14 protein-coding genes and 1 riboswitch are annotated in these 18,043 nt (G+C 57.1%); of the genes, 4 read left to right on the top strand and 10 right to left on the bottom strand.

Annotated elements, in window-relative coordinates:
- The 4 genes from KI792_08295 to KI792_08280 all read right to left on the bottom strand — a co-directional run bounded on the left by KI792_08295 (window position 1) and on the right by KI792_08280 (window position 6,018).
- Window positions 1-2,325: a 3-hydroxyacyl-CoA dehydrogenase gene (locus KI792_08295; GenBank protein ID MBV6633016.1), complete on the bottom strand. Its 2,325-nt coding sequence runs from the start codon at window positions 2,323-2,325 to the stop codon at window positions 1-3.
- Window positions 2,326-2,373: 48 nt separating this feature from the next.
- Window positions 2,374-3,522, bottom strand: coding sequence for a thiolase family protein (locus tag KI792_08290; GenBank protein MBV6633015.1), 1,149 nt, complete (start codon window positions 3,520-3,522; stop codon window positions 2,374-2,376).
- Between the two features lie 134 nt (window positions 3,523-3,656).
- Window positions 3,657-4,094 carry a MerR family DNA-binding transcriptional regulator gene (locus tag KI792_08285; GenBank protein ID MBV6633014.1) on the bottom strand — a complete coding sequence of 146 codons (438 nt, stop codon included), beginning with the start codon at window positions 4,092-4,094 and terminating at the stop codon, window positions 3,657-3,659.
- 163 nt (window positions 4,095-4,257) lie between these two features.
- Window positions 4,258-6,018 carry a long-chain fatty acid--CoA ligase gene (locus tag KI792_08280; protein MBV6633013.1) on the bottom strand — a complete coding sequence of 587 codons (1,761 nt, stop codon included), beginning with the start codon at window positions 6,016-6,018 and terminating at the stop codon, window positions 4,258-4,260.
- A gap of 460 nt (window positions 6,019-6,478) precedes the next feature.
- Between KI792_08280 and KI792_08275 the strand changes: the two genes are divergently transcribed.
- Window positions 6,479-7,081, top strand: coding sequence for a cold-shock protein (locus tag KI792_08275; GenBank protein MBV6633012.1), 603 nt, complete (start codon window positions 6,479-6,481; stop codon window positions 7,079-7,081).
- A gap of 27 nt (window positions 7,082-7,108) precedes the next feature.
- On the opposite strand, the gene KI792_08270 is transcribed toward KI792_08275, so the two are convergent.
- Window positions 7,109-8,062 carry a response regulator gene (locus KI792_08270; GenBank protein ID MBV6633011.1) on the bottom strand — a complete coding sequence of 318 codons (954 nt, stop codon included), beginning with the start codon at window positions 8,060-8,062 and terminating at the stop codon, window positions 7,109-7,111.
- A gap of 281 nt (window positions 8,063-8,343) precedes the next feature.
- Between KI792_08270 and KI792_08265 the strand changes: the two genes are divergently transcribed.
- Together KI792_08265 and KI792_08260 are read left to right on the top strand one after the other, a co-directional pair.
- The gene (locus KI792_08265; GenBank protein MBV6633010.1) at window positions 8,344-9,732 is read left to right on the top strand and encodes a cation:proton antiporter; all 1,389 of its coding nucleotides are present in this window, start codon (window positions 8,344-8,346) and stop codon (window positions 9,730-9,732) included.
- 1,133 nt (window positions 9,733-10,865) lie between these two features.
- Window positions 10,866-11,366: a GNAT family N-acetyltransferase gene (locus KI792_08260; protein ID MBV6633009.1), complete on the top strand. Its 501-nt coding sequence runs from the start codon at window positions 10,866-10,868 to the stop codon at window positions 11,364-11,366.
- Between the two features lie 5 nt (window positions 11,367-11,371).
- On the opposite strand, the gene gcvPB is transcribed toward KI792_08260, so the two are convergent.
- From gcvPB to KI792_08235, 5 genes are all read right to left on the bottom strand, one after another.
- Window positions 11,372-12,976 (bottom strand): aminomethyl-transferring glycine dehydrogenase subunit GcvPB, encoded by a 1,605-nt coding sequence (gene gcvPB / locus KI792_08255; GenBank protein MBV6633008.1) that lies wholly within the window; start codon window positions 12,974-12,976, stop codon window positions 11,372-11,374.
- A 14-nt stretch (window positions 12,977-12,990) separates the two neighbouring features.
- Window positions 12,991-14,367, bottom strand: a complete 1,377-nt coding sequence (gcvPA, locus tag KI792_08250; protein MBV6633007.1) for an aminomethyl-transferring glycine dehydrogenase subunit GcvPA — start codon at window positions 14,365-14,367, stop codon at window positions 12,991-12,993.
- Window positions 14,367-14,744 (bottom strand): glycine cleavage system protein GcvH, encoded by a 378-nt coding sequence (gene gcvH / locus KI792_08245; GenBank protein ID MBV6633006.1) that lies wholly within the window; start codon window positions 14,742-14,744, stop codon window positions 14,367-14,369. Before gcvH ends, gcvPA begins: the two co-directional genes overlap by 1 nt.
- 31 nt (window positions 14,745-14,775) lie before the next feature.
- Entirely contained in the window at window positions 14,776-15,924 is a 1,149-nt protein-coding gene (gene gcvT, locus KI792_08240; protein ID MBV6633005.1) for a glycine cleavage system aminomethyltransferase GcvT, read from the bottom strand.
- Window positions 15,925-16,087: 163 nt separating this feature from the next.
- Window positions 16,088-16,201, bottom strand: a riboswitch (glycine riboswitch).
- A gap of 99 nt (window positions 16,202-16,300) precedes the next feature.
- Window positions 16,301-16,798 carry a hypothetical protein gene (locus tag KI792_08235; GenBank protein MBV6633004.1) on the bottom strand — a complete coding sequence of 166 codons (498 nt, stop codon included), beginning with the start codon at window positions 16,796-16,798 and terminating at the stop codon, window positions 16,301-16,303.
- Between the two features lie 229 nt (window positions 16,799-17,027).
- Between KI792_08235 and ispH the strand changes: the two genes are divergently transcribed.
- Complete coding sequence (ispH, locus tag KI792_08230) at window positions 17,028-18,020, top strand: 4-hydroxy-3-methylbut-2-enyl diphosphate reductase (GenBank protein ID MBV6633003.1); 993 nt, start codon at window positions 17,028-17,030, stop codon at window positions 18,018-18,020.
- Window positions 18,021-18,043: the final 23 nt, after the last annotated feature.

Genomic DNA, 18,043 nt, shown 5'->3' with positions numbered 1-18,043 from the left:
TTAGTTTCTCAGTGGCTTACCGGTGGTCAGCATGTGTTCGATGCGATCCACGGTGCCCGTCGTCCGGACCAGTTTCATGAATTCCTGACGCTCAAGGTCGAGGACTTCGTCTTCGGTTAGCTCCTCGGTGATGTCACGCCCACCGCCGCTCAACACCACCGCGAGGTGGTTCGAGACAACAACGTCATGGGGCGTCGCCTTGCCTTGCAGGGCAAAGCCATCGACCGTGGCATTGATAATGGTTTCAGCAGTTGGGCCAGGCAGTCGGAAGACCGGCGGCTCTGGTGCCTCATAACCATCAACCATTGAGAGCGCTTTCTGTTTGGCATCAAACAGCACGCGGTCACGGTTCATGGTGATGCCGTCGCCCGGATTGAAGTACAGCAGCTCCTGCGCTTCCATCGCTGACTTGGCGACCTTGGCCGTACCAATCGTCTCAAACGCTTGGCTGACCGCTGGCATTGGGCCCTGTGGCCGACGCTTATTGCCGAGGTGACGCGCCAGCATCTCCTTACAACCGCCCCAGCCTGGGATCAGGCCGACACCAACCTCGACGAGGCCGGTATAGGTTTCGGCATGGGCCTGCACCGCATCGCAGTGCAGCAGGATCTCACAGCCACCGCCCAGCGCCATACCCGATGGGGCACCAACAACCGGGAACGGTGCGTATTTCAGCGCCTTATAGACCTGTTGGCCGGTGCGCACGCTCTCTTCAACCTGAGGCCAGAGCGCGATGTTAACCGCGAACATGGCCAGGCCGAGATTGGCGCCAACGGAGAAGTTCGAGCCCTCATTATAAATGACGAGCGCCTTGTGATCGCCACCCTGGATTAGGCCCATGGCCTTCTTCGCCATGGCGAAGATCTGGTCGTCCAGCGCATTCATCTTGGAGGTGAACTCCAAGCACAGAACGCCATCACCAATATCCCAAAGCGAGGCCGAGCCATTCTTCTCAACCGGCTTACTGGCAAGCTTAATGTCTTCCAGCAGGAGGACGCCGTCAGGCCGCTTCAGCTCGGCATAGTCACCATCGGTGGTGAGATAGAAGCGCTTACCCTCCTCAACCTTATAGAAGGGTCGACCCGCGGCCTTCTCCAACAATGGCGGGACGGCCAGGCCCTCTTCCTTCACCTTCTCGGTGAACCAATCGACGCCTAGCTGATCGAGCATTTCGAACGGGCCAAACTTACGACCGAAACCGGTGCGCATGGCCTCATCAACCTTAACGATGTCGTCAGCGATCTCTGGCACCAGGCTGGCAGCATAGAGGAGGGATTCTTTCAGAACCCGCCAGGCCAGCTGGCCGCCCTTATCTGGATGCTCAGCCAGGGCGCGCAGGCCCTTTTTGCCTGCACCAACACTCTCAAGTGATGGCTTCTGCGTCTTGGCGTACTCACCGGTTTTGAGATTGATGCTCTCTTTGACCTTACCGCCGCCCTCACGGTTGATGCGATAGAAGCCACCTTTGCCCTTACGGCCAGTGTAGCCATCCTCGATCATCTTGGTCATCAGCGGCACATCGCGATGATCCTTCACATACTGATCATCCGCCGGCAGTGACTTGGTCAGGCTGGCAGAGATGTATGGGATCAGATCGATACCAACGAGGTCGAGCAGACCAAAGACACCGGTCTTCGGCAGGCCCATAGGCTTGGAGATAATGGCATCCGCTTCCTCAACTGTCAGATCGAGGTCGAGGGTGGCGTTGATCGCGGACTGCATCCAGAAGGTGCCAATCCGGTTACCGATAAAGCCAGGGGTGTCATTACAAAGCACGACGGCCTTACCGAGAGCCTTGTCGCCAAACTCGGTGATGCCATCGATCAGTTCCTGACGGCTGTCAGGGCCGGCCACAACCTCAAGCAACCGCAGATAGCGCGGCGGGTTGAAGAAGTGGGTGATCAGGAAGTCTTTCTTGAACGCATCCGACTGCTCAGACACCAAATCCTTCAGCGGGATGGTCGAGGTGTTGGATGAAACGAGCGTTCCCGGCTTACGGACCGCGTCGATCTTTTTATAAAGCGCGGATTTGATGTCCAGGCGCTCAATCACGACCTCAACGATCCAATCAACATCGGCAATCTTGTCGAGGTGATCATCGACATTGCCAGGCGTGACGAGCTTGGCAAATCGCTTGCTCATAAATGGTGCTGGATCGGTCTTTAGCGCCTTGGCGATGGCGGTTTTTGCCAGAACGTCCCGGTCTTCCGCACCCTCTGGCACGATATCGAGCAACAGAACCTCAACGCCAGCATTGGCGAGATGGGCGGCAATGCCCATCCCCATAACGCCAGAGCCGATAACGGCGGCCTTTTTGATTTCCATGATGGTGTCTCCCTTATCTCTTGTTGGCTTCAGTCGTCGGCGCTGCGCTTAGACTGCTTCCAACAGGGTGGAGACACCTTGACCACCGCCCACACATAGGGTGGAAACGGCAAACTTCTTACCCTCACGGCCCAGCAGCATCGCTGCCTTACCGGTCACACGGGCGCCGGACGCACCGAGCGGGTGACCAAGGGCGATGGCACCGCCATCGATGTTGATCTTCTCATCCGGAATGGCGAGGTCACGGGCCACCGCAATCGACTGGCTGGCGAAAGCTTCGTTCAGCTCAAACAGGTCGATATCGCTGACGCTGAGGCCATGACGCCCAAGCAGCTTCTGGGTGGATGGCACCGGGCCGATCCCCATAATTGCTGGCTCACAACCGCTAACCGCCATGCCCTTGATCTTGGCTAGGATGGTCAGGCCATTCGCCTTGGCATAAGCCTCAGAGGTGACAAGGGTCGCCGTCGCACCATCGGTCAATGGTGAGGAGGTACCAGCGGTCACCGAACCCTCAGCATCAAAGGCGGGCTTCAAGCCAGCGAGCGCGTCTAGGGTGGTGTCAGGGCGGATACAGCCGTCCTTTTCAACGGCATGGCCGTTGGTTTGAACCGGCACAACCTCAGAGTACTTACCCTCTTCCCAAGCCTTGGCGGCCTTCTGGTGGGAGGTTAGGGCGAACTTCTCTTGGTCTTCGCGGGTGATTTGATACTTCTTCGCGACATTCTCAGCGGTCAGGCCCATGGACATATAGGCCGCCAAATCTTCCTTATCCATCGCTGGGTTCGGCATGGTGTTAAAGCCACCCATCGGAACCCGGGTCATGCTCTCCACACCACCGGCGATGTAGGCTTGGCCACTGCCGGTCGCAACCGCGCCAGCCGCCATATGAATGGTGCTCATCGACGAGGCGCACCAACGGTTCAACGTGGCGCCAGCAACAGATTTCGGCAGGCCGGCCAGAAGGGCGACAGCGCGGGCAATATTGATGCCCTGTTCACCTTCCGGGAACGCACAACCAAGCAGCAGGTCTTCAATATCGTCGACATTAACGCCAGTCTTCTCAACCAGGCCCTTCACCGCAACAACGGCGAGATCATCTGGACGGACTTTAGCGAGCTCGCCCTTCTTGGCGAAATGGAACGGGGTACGGACATAGCCAGCGATAACTGGGGTGGTTTCCGGGGTGCCGGTCATGATCTTGCTCCTTCAAGCGTTCTTATTTTTATCGGGCCGGTTTGGCCCTTTTGTTGGGTGTTGGGCGTTGTGTTCTTGAACAAACGGCACCGCGTTAAGGTTCTAAGCGGTGCCGTCAAAACTCTCAGATTGGGTTAGCCGCTATCGGACTTCCCCTCGTCTGCATCGGTGTTCTCCAAATGCTGACGGATGGCAGCTTCGATCTGCTGCAGTTCACTTTTGGTCTGTTTTAAATCTGCAAGTTGCTGGTCGAGCAGCAGCAGGCGATCTTGCGCGCGCTGCAAGGCAAACTTCATCTGCTCAACCTGATCCTCATCCACCTCATAGAGATCGAGGAACTCCTTAATCTCAGCGATTGAGAAGCCGAGCCGCTTACCGCGCAGGATAAGCGCCAAACGGCCGCGATCCGTGGTGGAGTAAATGCGGGTGGTGCCGCGACGGGCCGGGGTCAAAAGCCCCTCATCCTCATAAAAGCGGATGGTGCGGTGGGTCACCTCAAACTCCTGGGCGAGCTGCCCGATAGAGAATGTTTGACGGTCGGTGCTGCTTACACCGGCCAACCCACGCATCATGTCATTCTGTCCCATGCTCATCGATCTATGGCTGTCGATTTGTTGTTTGGGTGATCCTCAAACGCACTAACTCGGCGCTAGCAAATCACCCATACCTTACGTTTACGTAAAGATGGGTTTTGATGCAATGAAATTCCAGTAGCCCAGACGAGTTTCTGAGGGATTATCCGCCAGCCTGCTCTTTCTCATGTTCGGCGAGCAGGTCCTTACGGGACAACTTACCGATCAGGGTCTTTGGCAGTGGCTGGTCACGGAACTCAATCTGACGGGGCAGCTCAATCGGTGAGAGCTTGTCTTTAAGGAAGGTTTTGAGGCCGTCATCATCCAGCGCCTTACCATCCTTCAGCTTGATCCAAACCTTTGGCACCTCGCCGCGCTTCGGATCATTCACACCGGCCACAACACATTCTTCAACCGCCTCGTGGAGGTAGATCGCCTCCTCGATATTGCGCGGATAAACGTTGTAGCCGTTTACCAAGATCATGTCCTTCAAGCGATCAACGATGAAGGTGTAGCCCTGCTCATCCGTGTAGCCGACATCACCGGTGTGAAGCAGGCCATCGATTAGCGTCTCAGCGGTGGCATCTTCACGGCGCCAGTAGCCCTTCATAACCTGCGGACCACGAATACAAACCTCGCCCACCTCACCCAGCGGCATTGGCGTCTTACGATCTTCCAGCGAGATAATCTCAATCGAGGTACCGGGCACCGGCTGACCGATTGAGCCAGCCTTACTGCTGCCGTCCAGCGGGTTCATGCAGGCAACGGGTGAACTCTCGGTCAGGCCGTAGCCTTCCTCCAGCGTACAGCCGGTCGCCTTCTCAAACTGCTGCTTGACCTCAAGCGGCAGCGGCGCGCCACCAGAGATACAAAGCCGGATTGATGAGAGGTCGTAATTGGCCAGCTCGGGCGAATTGTTGATCGCCGTGTAGATTGCTGGCACCGCCGGGAACAGCGTCACCTTATGCTTCTGCAGGGCCTTCAGAAGCGGCTTAAGCTCAAAACGCGGCTGCAGGATTAGTGTTGAGCCGAAGGCGATGCCCAAATTCATAGAGGCGGTCATGGCAAAGACGTGGAAGTAGGGCAGCACGCCCATCATCACCTCTTCACCGAACTTGGCACCATCAAACCAGGCCACGGCCTGCTGCGCATTCACATGCAGATTGGCATGGGTCAGCATCGCGCCTTTAGGGATCCCGGTCGTACCGCCGGTATATTGAAGCACGGCGATATCTTCGACGGGGTTGATCTCAACTGGATCGGGTTGCCCGCCTGGCTTACGCAGCTCATCGAAACGAATGTGCTGATCATTGGTTGGAACACTGGCGAGTTCTTTCCCTTTAAGCAGCTTAAACAGCATGTTTTTCGGGAATGGCAGGACATTGGTGAACGGGCAGACGATGACCTTCTTCAGCCCCTCATCCATCACGGGCTTCAGCTTGTCATAAAGGGCGGCCAGGTCGAGCGTGGCCAGCATGTCGAGGCCACTATCACGGACCAGGTTCTCAATCTCCCGCTCGGCATAGAGCGGGTTGATGTTCACCACCACGCCACCGGCCTTAAGAACACCGTAGAACAGAGCAACAAAGTAAGGGGAGTTGGGCAGCAGCAGACCAACCCGGTCGCCCTTGGTCAGGCCATTGGCCTGGAGGCCAGCCGCAACCTCATCGATTAGCTGCTGAAGCTCGGCATAGCTATAGGTCTTGCCCAGGAAATCAATCGCCGTGCGATTGGGCAGCTTGGCGGCTGTGCTTTCAACGATTTCGTAGACCGGCTGGGGCGTCATGGTCATCGACCAGTCAACACCTCGGGGATAGTTATCGATCCATGGGCGATCCAGCGACGTTCGCGTGGATGTATTGCTCACCTCAGTAGCGGTATCGGCAACAGCGGTTTCGGGCTGGCCCGATGGATCAGCGGTCATAATGCCTCCCCTGAATTTCATGCCCGCCTGATTGGATTACGACCGGTTGATTTGGCCAGGACAACTTTAGCGGGATTTTTTTTCGTTGTTGGATTGTGCTTACCATAACGTAAGCCACCAATCGACAGCTAAGACGGATGGCCCAAATTGCAAGGGGTTAGGCTCGAATCATTGCTATCGAAACGGTCTATTCAACCGCAAACAAACTTGTTAAAAGCCCGGCCTGCCGGGAGGCACCTGAAATATCCACCTGATTCTGTGGAAAAAACAGGGTATAGTGCATCACGCGGCGCTTGAAGAAATCGAGTGGAGCGGCCGGTAACGGCGGGGCACGCCTCGCAAAATGCAACTAGGGCTGTGCTTCACTGTCACCCGGGAGAGGTGGCCGGCGGCCGTGTTCAACATCGATTAGTTTTGGGGTTTGGTCATCGTGGCTTCGGATAATGCCGACATGAACAGCATGTCGGGCGCGAGTGAGCGCGCAACGGTTAAGTGGTTCAATACCGAAAAAGGGTTCGGTTTCGTCAAAATTGAGGGCGCAGATCGTGATGCCTTCCTGCATATCTCGGCAGTTCAACAGGCCGGGATTAATGCGGTTAACCCGGACATGGAACTGACATGTCGCTTGGGTTCAGGCCCGAAAGGTCCTGTGGTCGAGGAAATCTTTGAAGTGCTGAGCGAAGGCACTCCGCAAGCTGGCGGCGGTGGCGGCTTCGGCGACCGCGGTGGTTATGGCGACCGTGGCGGCTACGGTGATCGTGGTGGTCGTGGTGGCGGCTACGGTGATCGTCGTGGTGGCTATGGTGACCGCGGCGGTTACGACAGCGGCCCTGCTTCATATGAAGAAGCGGAAGGTTCCGACCTTGGCGGCACGGTTAAGTGGTTCAACCCTGAGAAGGGCTTTGGCTTCATCGTTCCTGACGATGGCGAGAAAGACATCTTCATCCACAAAAGCGTCCTGCGCCGCTGTGGCATTGAGGCCCTGGAGCCTGGCCAGAAGGTCAATATGAAGGTTGTGCCCGCTCCTAAGGGCCGCGAGGCAAACTGGGTTAGCGTCGGCTAAAGCCAACCAACCAGAAAAACCTAGAGATTAGGCAGCGGTATCGCCCTCAAGCGCCGCTGCCTTTTTCTTTGCCGATCTACTATCAGCAGCTCTAGTGCTGCCTGATGAGCGGAGCAGATCAAACAGCTTCTGTGAGAACAACTCTGGCTCTATCGGCTTAGAAACCAGCAGGTCTGCACCAGCCTCCTCTGCTATATCTAAGCTGATGATGCCACTGCCGCCCGTGCACAGGATTGTCTTAATCTCTGGTAGCAGTCGGCGAACCCGAACAATAAGCTCTAACCCGGCCATGCCTGGCATCTCCTGATCGGAGATCAGAAGCTCGATCTTGGTTTGCCGGCGCGCAAGCTCGGTGAGGCACTCAAGGGCATCCAGAGAGTTCGCGAAAGAGGTGACCGTATAGCCAAGCATCTCAAGCAAGGCGCGCAGAAACTCGCCAAAGCTCGCATCATCATCGACGACAAAAACATGGCCGTAGCCAACCCTTAGATCGGTTAAATCCGAGATGAGAGGTAATGGTTCTTTCACATCCCCTAGGGCTTGGTTGAACCTAGACAGAGCAACTATCTGCGACACAAGACCAGCAGCTCGCTCACCGCTTATGCAGATGTTATTGGCAAATTTGCTGGCATCTGTTTCGGGATCGAGATCTTGCCTCAGAAGATGGGCATAACCGTTGATCGACGCCAGTATGTTATTGAAATCATGAGCTATACCAGCAGCAAGACGGCTGACGGTTTGCATTTTTTCCCGTCGCAAAAACTGGCTCTGACTCTGTTGATGCTGCGTGTGCCTATGGGCCAGGAAGTACGCCCATGCCACGCCAAAGCCAATTGCAATAACGCTTGAGGCGATAGCAGACCCGTAAGCCGTCCCCTCGTCCCATCCTGTTATGTAGACTAAGGACAAGAGACAACCTTGCCCAAATACAAGGCCGCCGATCAGCACTAAGAGAGGAACATGGAAAGAAGGCTTTTGCATCACCTCTCAGCCGCTGGTTAGAACCCATTCCGATCAGCAATTCAGCTGATGGGATAAACATACCTCTGAGTTCGTAAACAACTGGTTAACCAAAGCCTTTGGCAACACCTTGCAGCAACATCGAAAAACCTCTGAATTTATTCATTTTTCCGTGCTTTTACTGGTTGAACTTTCGTCTTAAGAAAACATATCGAAGCCAGTTTCATTTATTCTGCTAATCAACCCGCCCGGCACATTTTCATCGGGCCCCTTTTCAACCTGCTTTTTGTTCAAGGAAGTTGATGGAAAAATACGCTGATCTCACTGCCTTAACCCTCGTGATCCTCATCGCGCTCAGCTTTGGCCTGCTGATGACCCGGCTGAAACAGCCGGCCATTGTTGGCTATATCATCGCTGGCTTTGCGCTTGGCCCAACGGGCCTTGGCATGGTGGAAAACACTGAGATTGTTCAGCTTTTGGCTGATCTGGCAGTCATGATGCTGCTGTTTGTGATCGGGATGGAGCTATCGCTACGCTCGTTTAAGAACGTGATCGGCGTCGCGGTAGGGACCGCGTGTTTACAGATAGGGTTATCGACAGCGACAGCGTTAGGCCTCGCCTATCTATTCGACTTCACGGTCGCCCAGGCGATCCTCGCGGGCTTTATCATGGCGGTATCTAGCACCGCTGTCGTTATTAAGATCCTGGACGATGTTGGGGAGCTCAGAACCGAGCTGGGCCGAACCGCCGTTGGTGTTCTGATTGCGCAGGATTTGGCGATTGTGCCGATGCTGCTGATTATCGCGGATCTGGGTAAAGGCACATTTGACCCCACAATCCTGCTAAAGCTCGGCGCCGCCGGGCTTATCCTAGCACTTGTAATTTGGTTCCTCTCCCGCCGTGAGCGGATCAAAATCCCGTTCACCGAGGCGATTGAGAAGCGTAAGGACATGGTGCCAATCGCGGCCCTTGCCGCTTGTTTTGGCGTGGCGACGGTTAGTGGTCTCGTCGGCATGTCGGCCGCCTATGGCGCCTTCTTGGCTGGTCTGATCCTCGGTAACTCAAATGTACGCAGCCAGATTTGGGACTCCATCAAGCCGATTGAAACCTGCTTGTTGCTGGTCTTCTTCTTGTCGATTGGCCTGCTTATCGATCTGCCGTTCATTCAAGAAAACTGGAGCCTTGTGCTTGGCTGCTTGTTGGCGGTTACGCTCTTTAAGACCTTCATCAACGTGCTGGCCCTGCGCCTCCTCGGCAAATGCTGGGGCCAGGCCTTTACTGCCGGTGCGCTGCTCGGTCAGGTTGGTGAATTCTCGTTTGTCTTGGCGGCAGCAGGGTTAACGGCCGGGATCATTGACCAGAATGGCTACGCACTCGCTATCGCAGTGATTGCGCTCAGCTTACTGATCAGCCCGCTCTGGAAGATGGTCGCCCAGCGTGCCCATGATTTCGCGGCGACCGGTGTTACCAATTTGAGGGTCTTCACAGCCATCATCTTCTGCGATGAGATTGATGCGGTGGGCCGTTGCGCCAACGCGGTGCGTGGTGAGTCCAACGCTAAAGCGGCAGATGAGAGCACCCTGGTTGGCCTGGCAACTAAGCTCAGGCAGGCCCGTCAGAACGCTGGGTTGCCGGGCACGCCAGTGGCAGGGCAGACGCCGTCAGCCAACGCCGCGGATGCGCCGAGCTAACTACTAAATCGCAATCGCTGGAAATCGTGCCCTGCTATCGCTTGGCAGGGCGCCTCCAGTTGCGTATCTTATAGTTGGGATGTGGGGATTGCTAGACGCTGACGCGAGCCGTCAGCGCACGGCTATTGCTAGAGTTGTTTGGGATCAGCTCTGGCCATCTCTCCGCACAGGATTGGTGATGAGGTGAGATGATGAGCGAGCGACAAACGGATTTCGAACCCTCCCCTGGCCAGCCGACCGTCACTCCCGATGATAACGACAACCAATCAGCCGCTGATCGCGTGCCAAGCTTTGGTGAGCAGGATCAACGTCAGTTCGCGGCCTTATCCGCGATGCAAGGCCAGTTCCTGGAACAGATGGAAAGCTTGTTTGCGGTCGATAGCGATCTGCAATCCTTGGCCGAATGCCTGACCATCGCGCGCCAGCATCGCAGCCAATGGCANACCATCAATTCCCTTAGCGAATACAGCCGCCAACATGGTGGCAAGGGCCTCGGCCGTTGGCGCCCAGGCAAGTATGATTTGGATCCAGTTCTGGCTGGGAACCCCCTTGGCCTGATTGTTGGCGGGGAGCTTTGCAAATTCGATAGCCCGCTGCATGGATTGGTCCATGGCGCGGTGGCCCTCTGCCGCTTTATCTCACCGCCGCATGAACTGACCATCGGCGATATGTTCCTGCGCCTGTTCCGGCACCATCAATATGATCAGGAACGAAGCCCCGCCCCAGTGGCGGCCCGCAATACGGTTCGATATCTCGGTAACCTCTGCGGTCAGGGGGACTGGATCACACTGGCAGACATGCCGTGTCAGCTAATGCAGGCAAGTGAGTGCGGCGAACGACTGGGCTGGTTCCTGCAGGCGGCCAGCATTCAGCGCAATGGTGGGATTGACCCACTCTCAACCCATGAGCATTTCTATCGGATCGCGGCTGAGACAGCCTGTGCAGAAATCGATATCGATTATCTGGATCTACACTTCCGGGTGCTGGCTGAAACACGCTTCCCGGATCTGCACGATATCCTGCCTGATTAGACAACCGACCAATCGAGACGATCACGCAACGCCTCGTCGGGTGAGTGCGCGTAAGCACCTGGAAAAATTGATAATCAGCAACCTGGCTGTTAGTTCAGAGCAATGAACTGGACGATCCGAATTCTGAACCGTACCGATGCGTCGGACTACCGGGCCCTTCGCTTAGAAGCGTTGGAGCAGGATCCGGCTGCCTTTGGCGCGACATTGGAGGAGGATCAGGCCAAATCACGCCCATGGTTCAGACGAGGCCTGCATGAGCATACGGTGTTCGGGGCAATTGATGCCGATGGCAGTCTGATAGCCAGCGCCGGCTTTGTTCGTGGCGAACGCCTGAAACAGCGGCATAAGGCGACCATCTACGGCCTGTATGTAGCGCCAGGCCATCGCGGTAAGGGTGTAGCCCGATCCCTCTTACAGCAGTTGATCGCCTCTGCTGAAGAGCAGGGTATCGAGCAACTGCAGATCAGTGTGGTCACTGACAACACGACGGCCGGAACGTTGTATGAGAGCCTGGGCTTCGAAGCCTATGGCCTGGAACCCCAAGCCCTCAAATACAAAGACCGCTACTATGATGAGCGGCATTACTGGCTGCCGCTCACCTAGCTTAGTTATTCAGCTGCAACGGCTGGTGGCACTTCTGGCTTCCACCGCAGAACAGGCTTACGTGCCGCCTGGGTCTCATCCATGCGGCGGCGTGGCGTGTGCAGCGGTGCAGCGGCGAAGGCATCGCCCTCACCTGACTTGGCCGCCTGGGCCAGGCCGCGCATCATCCCAACGAACTCGTCCATGGTTTCCTTGGCTTCACTCTCGGTTGGCTCAATCAGCATGGCGCCATGAACAACCAGCGGGAAGTACATGGTCATTGGGTGACAACCCTGATCGATCATCGCCTTGGCGAAGTCGAGGGTGCTGACGCCGGTGCCTTTGAGGAACCGCTCATCAAACAGCGCCTCGTGCATGCAGATACCTGGGTAGGAGACGGTCATGACATCTTCCAACCGGGCGCGAACGTAGTTGGCGTTCAACACCGCATCACCGGAGGCATCCCAAAGGCCGTCAGCACCGTGGCTCAACATATAGGCAAGGGCGCGGATGAACATGCCCATCTGGCCGTGGAAGGCCTTCATCCGGCCAAACTCGGTGCCGGTGGCATCCACATCGCTCTTATTCTCAACCAGCACCACACCGGTATCACCATCGGCGACATGGGGCAGCGGTGCGTAAGGCGCCAGCGCTTCGGACAGCACGACCGGGCCTGAACCCGGCCCACCACCGCCATGGGGCGTGGAGAAGGTCTTATGCAAGTTGATGTGCATCGCATCGACGCCGAGGTCAGCGGGGCGCACCCGACCAACAATGGCGTTGAAATTCGCACCATCGCAGTAGAAGTAGCCGCCAGCCTCATGGATGGCATCGGCAATCGCTTTGATATCGCGCTCAAACAACCCGCAGGTGTTGGGGTTGGTCAGCATGATACCGGCGACATCGTCGCCCAGCTTCTCAACCACGGTGGCAAGGTCGACCTTGCCATCTTCCGCAGCGGGGATCGGGTCAACAACGAAGCCAAGCGAAGCAGCGGTGGCGGGGTTGGTGCCATGGGCACTTTCCGGCACCAGGACACGCTTGCGCTTATCGGCCTCACCACGGGCTTCCAGGGCGGCCTTAATCGCCATCATCCCGCACAGCTCACCATGGGCGCCAGCTGCTGGTGACAAGGCAACCGTGGCCATACCGGTCAGCTGCTTCAGCCAATAGGCCAAGAGCGCGATCATATCGAGCGCACCCTGAACGGTTGAGACCGGCTGCAGTGGGTGTAGATCACCGAGGCCGGGCATCCGCGCCATCTTCTCATTCAGGCGTGGGTTATGCTTCATCGTGCAGGAACCAAGCGGATAGAAGCCGGTATCGATGGCATAGTTCTTCTGGCTAAGGCGCGTGTAGTGGCGAACCACCTGCGGCTCGGACAGGCCTGGCAGGCCAATGCCCTGACGCTTAGCGACAGAACCGAGGCGGCTCTCAACCTTTGGCACCTCTGGTAGATCAACACCGGTGCGGCCCTCGCGGCCCATCTCAAAGATTAGTGGCTCATCAAAGACCAAACCTTTGTGGCCGCTAAAGCTTGGCAAGCCGACATCGTTGCTGGCGGTGTCTTCGACCAGTTGTGGACGTGACGGACGACCTTGGCTGTTCATGGCTTTTGTACTCTCACTCATCGTCTTCACTCCCCTTACGCTGCGTTAGCGGCGCCATCGGCAGCGATTGCCGTGCCGAGCGCGTTGGTGAAATGTTTGATGTGGTCATCGGTGACCCGTTCAGTCGCGGCCACCAGCAACAGGTTCTCCATCTCGCCCTGCTGTGGCAGCAGGCGTGAGATTGGGAGACCACCAAGGATCTTGTTCTCGGCCAGCCACTCAACCACCGGTGCCGCAGCAACCGGGAGCTTCACAGTGAACTCGTTGAAGAAGCCGGTATTCACGACCTCAACGCCCTCAACCGAGGCCAAGGCATCGGCGAGTTGAACGGCCTTGGCGTGGTTCACCTCGGCCAGTTGGGTCATGCCCACCTCACCGAGAAGCGACAGGTGCACAGAGAAAGCCAAGGCGCAAAGCCCTGAATTCGTGCAGATATTGCTGGTCGCCTTCTCGCGGCGGATATGCTGCTCACGGGTTGAGAGGGTTAGCACCCAACCGCGATTGCCATCGGCATCCACGGTCTCACCAGCGAGGCGGCCAGGCATTTGGCGGACATACTTATCGCGGCAGGCGAACAGACCAACATAAGGGCCACCAAAGTTTAGCGGCACACCAATCGACTGGCCCTCACAGACCACAATATCGGCGCCCATCTCACCCGGCGGGGTCATTAAGCCAAGGGACACAACCTCGGTGACCACGACAACCAGCAGTGCACCGTTTTCATGACAACGCTCAGCCAGTGCGGTCAGGTCACGGACCTCACCGAAGAAGTCTGGGTTCTGAACCACGACACAAGAGATGGTGTTGTCGATCTCGGCGGTCAGGGCTGCCTCGTCACCGGCGGCTGGCTCAAGCAGCTCAACCTCAATCCCGGTCAGGCGGGCCTGGGTCTCAACCACATCGCGGTAATGCGGGTGCAGATTGCCCGCGATAATCGCCTTAGAGCGACGGGTCACGCGATTGGCCATCAAAACAGCCTCAGCCGTCGCGGTAGAGCCGTCATACATGGAGGCATTCGCCACATCCATGCCTGTAAGCAGTGCGACCTGGGTCTGGAACTCGAACAGATACTGCAGCGTGCCCTGGCTCACCTCAGGCTGGTACGGGGTGTAAGAGGTGAGGAACTCACCGCGCTGAATGATGTGATCAACGCTGGACGGCACATGGTGCCAATAGGCGCCAGCACCGATGAAGCAGGGGGTAACCCGTGCCGGACGGGTGTTACGGGTTGCGAAGGCCTGGAAGACCGACTCAACCTCATACTCACCCATTTTATAGCTGAGCCCCTCAATGGGACCTTCAAGCCGGGCGTTGTCCGGCACATCGGTGAACAGGTCTTCGACAGTGTCGACACCGACCACACGCAGCATCTCGCGGCGGTCTTCTGGGGTATGTGGCAGATAACGCATTAGTCCAAACCCTCCACAAAAGCGTGATACGCAGCTTTATCCATGAGTTCAGTTAGTTGCTCTGACTTGGTTGGCTTTAGCTTTAAGAACCAAGCGCCAGCCTCCGGCTCTTCATTCACCAGGCCAGGGTTGTCGTTAAGGGCCTCATTGACCTCAACCACCTCGCCATCGATTGGGGCGTAGACCTCACTTGCGGCCTTCACGCTCTCCACAACGGCGGCGTCCTTACCGGCCTCAAGCGCCTTACCAATCTCGGGCAGCTCGACATAGACAACATCGCCCAGCTGCTCTTGCGCATAGGTGGTGATGCCGCAAACGGCGATATCGCCTTCCATGCGGATCCATTCGTGGTCTTTGGTGAATTTTACGTCGCTCATAGTTTCAAACTCTCAAAGATGAAGCTGGGAATTAGGATTTGGGGCCGCGGTAGAACCGGGCAGGAACAAAAGGCATCGGCGCCACGGCGGCGGGCATCTCACGGCCACGCTGAACCAGGGTTAGCTTGGTACCGGGCTCGGTTGAGCCAGCGCTGACAATGCCCATGGCAACTGGACGCTCAACCGTCGGGCCGAAACCGCCGCTGGTTACAACACCAATCTCTTCACCGGTTTCGGCATGTTTGATCAGGGCGCCCTCACGAACCGGGGCGCGGCCCTCGGGCTGAATGCCAACGCGCTGGCGCTTTGGCCCATCCGCCAGTTCCGCCAGGATCCGATCGCTGCCGAGAAAGCCACCTTCCTCGCGGCGACGCTTGGAGATGGCGAAAGCGACATTAGCCTCAACCGGCGAGGTGCTCTCATCCATGTCATGGCCATAGAGGCAAAGCCCGGCCTCAAGTCGCAGGCTATCGCGGGCGCCAAGGCCAATCGGCTCAACCTCATCCTGTGCCAGCAGCAAGTCCATCAGGGCGACAGCCTGGTCATTGGCGACCGATAGCTCAAACCCATCCTCGCCGGTGTAACCACAACGGCTGGCCCAAACTGGAATTCCCTCAATCTCAACGCGTTGCATCGACATGAAGGGTGCGGTTTCAAGGCTTGGCGCAAACCGGCTGAGGCAGGCAGCCGCTTTCGGGCCTTGAACGGCCAGAAGAGCACGATCAGTCAGCGGCTCAATGGTGACGCCGTCGAGCTGGGCGCGGAGGTAAGGAAGATCAGCATCAACCCGGGCCGCATTAATAACGAGGAACAGTGCCTCTGGCTCATCGGGGTCGCGGGTGATCATCAGGTCATCAATCGCGCCGCCCTGCTCATTCAACAGCACGGAATAGCGGATACGACCTGGTTTCAGGTTCAGCACATCACCGGGCACAAGCCGCTCAAGCGCCTTTGACAGGCTCTCGCCATCAGCGGCGCGGAGCATGACCTGGCCCATATGGGACACATCAAACAGGCCAGCGCTTTCGCGCACCTGGCGGTGTTCGGTCATGATCCCGGCCGGGTACTGCACGGGCATAGACCAACCGGCAAACGGCACCATCTTCCCGCCCAATGCCACATGGCGGGCGTGAAGTGCCGTTTCGTTCAAAACTTCTGTCTGTTCCGCAGTTGCGGCCATAGCGAGGCGTCCTTCTTTAACGCGCGCCGAAACACGGCACGGGGTTATCAGACGCCCCCTCTGTCATAGGCCTGAGAGATTCACGCTGCCCATCACTCTACTGGGATGGTCCACCGCTTACTCCGTCGGCGGGTCAGTCAGTGACTAACCCTTTCCAGAGATCCCCAGCCATGCGGTCCTTGGTGCCTGAGAGTTTCCGGGGCGGTTGCTCCTTCGGCGGCTGGTTTCCTCGAACACTTTTTAAAGATGTTCACCAGCCCTCTCCCGCGATGGCTCATCGGGTATGGGGAGTTATATCAAACCAAACCGACTTTCGGTAAACCCTTTGGTCAACCGAAATGCCAATTTTTTGTGTTTAAGCTAGTAATTACGGGGGTTATTTGCGGCTGCGGCGGTTGTACGCAACCTGTGCCTCGGTCAGCTGAAAGCCAAGTAAGACACTGTAACCACGCGCATCCATGCCCTCTTGCGGCAATGGAATTGCCTGCTCAAGGCTCTCAAGTGTGCCAGCACGGAAAACGCCATCCGGGAATGTTACCGGGGTGCGGAAAACTTCCTTCGCCACCACTTGGCCCGACGGCTCAAGGATTGAGACAAAGTAATCAAAGCTGGTTTGATTCGTGGTGAGGGCCGGGCCGCGCTCCGCGCTTAGGGTGATCTCAAAGGCGATTTCGACCTCATCATCGAAATACTCACACCCGCCGCGGATGTTTGACAGGGCACCGCGAGCGACAACGTCGGTCAAATCGACCGCATCAGCGGGATCGAAAACCGTCACCGTGGCGGCATCCTGGAGGATCGCAACCCGAGGACAGGCACGCGGATCACTATCATTGCTGGTGCAAGCCGCCAAAACCGGTAGGATGGCAACCATCGCAAGAACACCGAAACGCCGAAAGCCTGGCGAGTTTCGCCATGCTGTCGTCAAACGGCTAGGCCAGAAGAACTGGGAGATTTCGGCGCGCATTGTGATAAATCGTGGTAGCGGCTATCGACGTGTCGCCGGACCCTACCCATGTCACTGTCATGCGACAAGAACGCATCTACCGATCTGCCCTGCTGATCGACATTTTTTGACCATCACCGTCTGAAACACTCGTGCCATGAGCGATAACCAAACCACCACCGCATCAGAAACCCAGGGCGACAAGCCTGCGCTGAGCACTATGCTCGCCAACCCACGCGGGTTTTGTGCCGGGGTTGAACGCGCCATCACCATGGTTGAGCAGGCGATCCGCAAATACGGTGCGCCCATCTATGTGCGCCATCAGATCGTGCACAACCAACATGTGGTTGAGCGGCTGGAGGGCCTAGGCGCGATTTTTGTGAAGGAACTGACCGAGGTTCCAGAGAACGGCAAGGTCATCTTCTCCGCCCATGGCGTGCCGAAAAAGGTGCCAGAAGAAGCCAAGCGCCGTGAGCTTATCTATTTCGATGCCACCTGCCCGCTGGTCAGCAAGGTGCACCGCCAGGCTGAACATCTGGTCCAACGCGGCTATCACATCCTACTCATCGGTCATGATGGCCACCCAGAGGTTGTTGGCACCATGGGTCAGGTGCCTAAGGGCGTCATGACGCTGATTGAGACGGTGGAAGACATTGAGGCGTTTGAGCCTAAAGACGGCGATAAGCTGGCCTTCATTACACAGACCACCCTGTCCGTGGATGACACGGCCAGCATGGTTGAGGCGCTGATCACCAAATTCCCGGATGTCCTGGCACCTAAATCTGAGGATATCTGCTACGCGACCACGAACCGGCAGGAGGCGATCAAAAGCATCGCCAAGGCTGCAGATCTGGTGCTGGTTGTTGGCGCGGCCAATTCATCGAACTCAAACCGGCTGGTGGAAACCGCCCGCGATTATGGGGCTGAAAAGGCCGAATTGATCGCCGATGCGGATGCGATTGATTGGTCCTGGTTTGAGGGGGTTAAAACCCTTGGCATCAGCGCTGGTGCCTCAGCACCAGAGATCCTGGTTGAACAGGTGCTGGACGCGCTTGATGAGCGGTTCAACGTGACGCGTACCGATGTTGAGGGCGAGATCGAGGATGTGTTCTTCCGCATCCCGCGCGAGCTGGAGCGCATGACCGCCTAGTTCAGGCCATCTCCCGCCCATCA

Source organism: Alphaproteobacteria bacterium SS10 (assembly GCA_019192455.1).
Classification (GTDB): Bacteria; Pseudomonadota; Alphaproteobacteria; order TMED2; family TMED2; genus TMED2.
This window is presented reverse-complemented; position numbering and strand designations above follow the sequence as displayed.

What these genes read in the sequence shown, in the direction of transcription:
- KI792_08295 (MBV6633016.1), bottom strand. Translation starts at nt 2,325, where the DNA reads ATGGAAATCAAAAAGGCCGCCGTTATCGGCTCTGGCGTTATGGGGATG.
- KI792_08290 (MBV6633015.1), bottom strand. Translation starts at nt 3,522, where the DNA reads ATGACCGGCACCCCGGAAACCACCCCAGTTATCGCTGGCTATGTCCGT.
- KI792_08285 (MBV6633014.1), bottom strand. Translation starts at nt 4,094, where the DNA reads ATGATGCGTGGGTTGGCCGGTGTAAGCAGCACCGACCGTCAAACATTC.
- KI792_08280 (MBV6633013.1), bottom strand. Translation starts at nt 6,018, where the DNA reads ATGACCGCTGATCCATCGGGCCAGCCCGAAACCGCTGTTGCCGATACC.
- KI792_08275 (MBV6633012.1), top strand. Translation starts at nt 6,479, where the DNA reads ATGTCGGGCGCGAGTGAGCGCGCAACGGTTAAGTGGTTCAATACCGAA.
- KI792_08270 (MBV6633011.1), bottom strand. Translation starts at nt 8,062, where the DNA reads ATGCAAAAGCCTTCTTTCCATGTTCCTCTCTTAGTGCTGATCGGCGGC.
- KI792_08265 (MBV6633010.1), top strand. Translation starts at nt 8,344, where the DNA reads ATGGAAAAATACGCTGATCTCACTGCCTTAACCCTCGTGATCCTCATC.
- KI792_08260 (MBV6633009.1), top strand. Translation starts at nt 10,866, where the DNA reads ATGAACTGGACGATCCGAATTCTGAACCGTACCGATGCGTCGGACTAC.
- gcvPB (MBV6633008.1), bottom strand. Translation starts at nt 12,976, where the DNA reads ATGAGTGAGAGTACAAAAGCCATGAACAGCCAAGGTCGTCCGTCACGT.
- gcvPA (MBV6633007.1), bottom strand. Translation starts at nt 14,367, where the DNA reads ATGCGTTATCTGCCACATACCCCAGAAGACCGCCGCGAGATGCTGCGT.
- gcvH (MBV6633006.1), bottom strand. Translation starts at nt 14,744, where the DNA reads ATGAGCGACGTAAAATTCACCAAAGACCACGAATGGATCCGCATGGAA.
- gcvT (MBV6633005.1), bottom strand. Translation starts at nt 15,924, where the DNA reads ATGGCCGCAACTGCGGAACAGACAGAAGTTTTGAACGAAACGGCACTT.
- KI792_08235 (MBV6633004.1), bottom strand. Translation starts at nt 16,798, where the DNA reads ATGGTTGCCATCCTACCGGTTTTGGCGGCTTGCACCAGCAATGATAGT.
- ispH (MBV6633003.1), top strand. Translation starts at nt 17,028, where the DNA reads ATGAGCGATAACCAAACCACCACCGCATCAGAAACCCAGGGCGACAAG.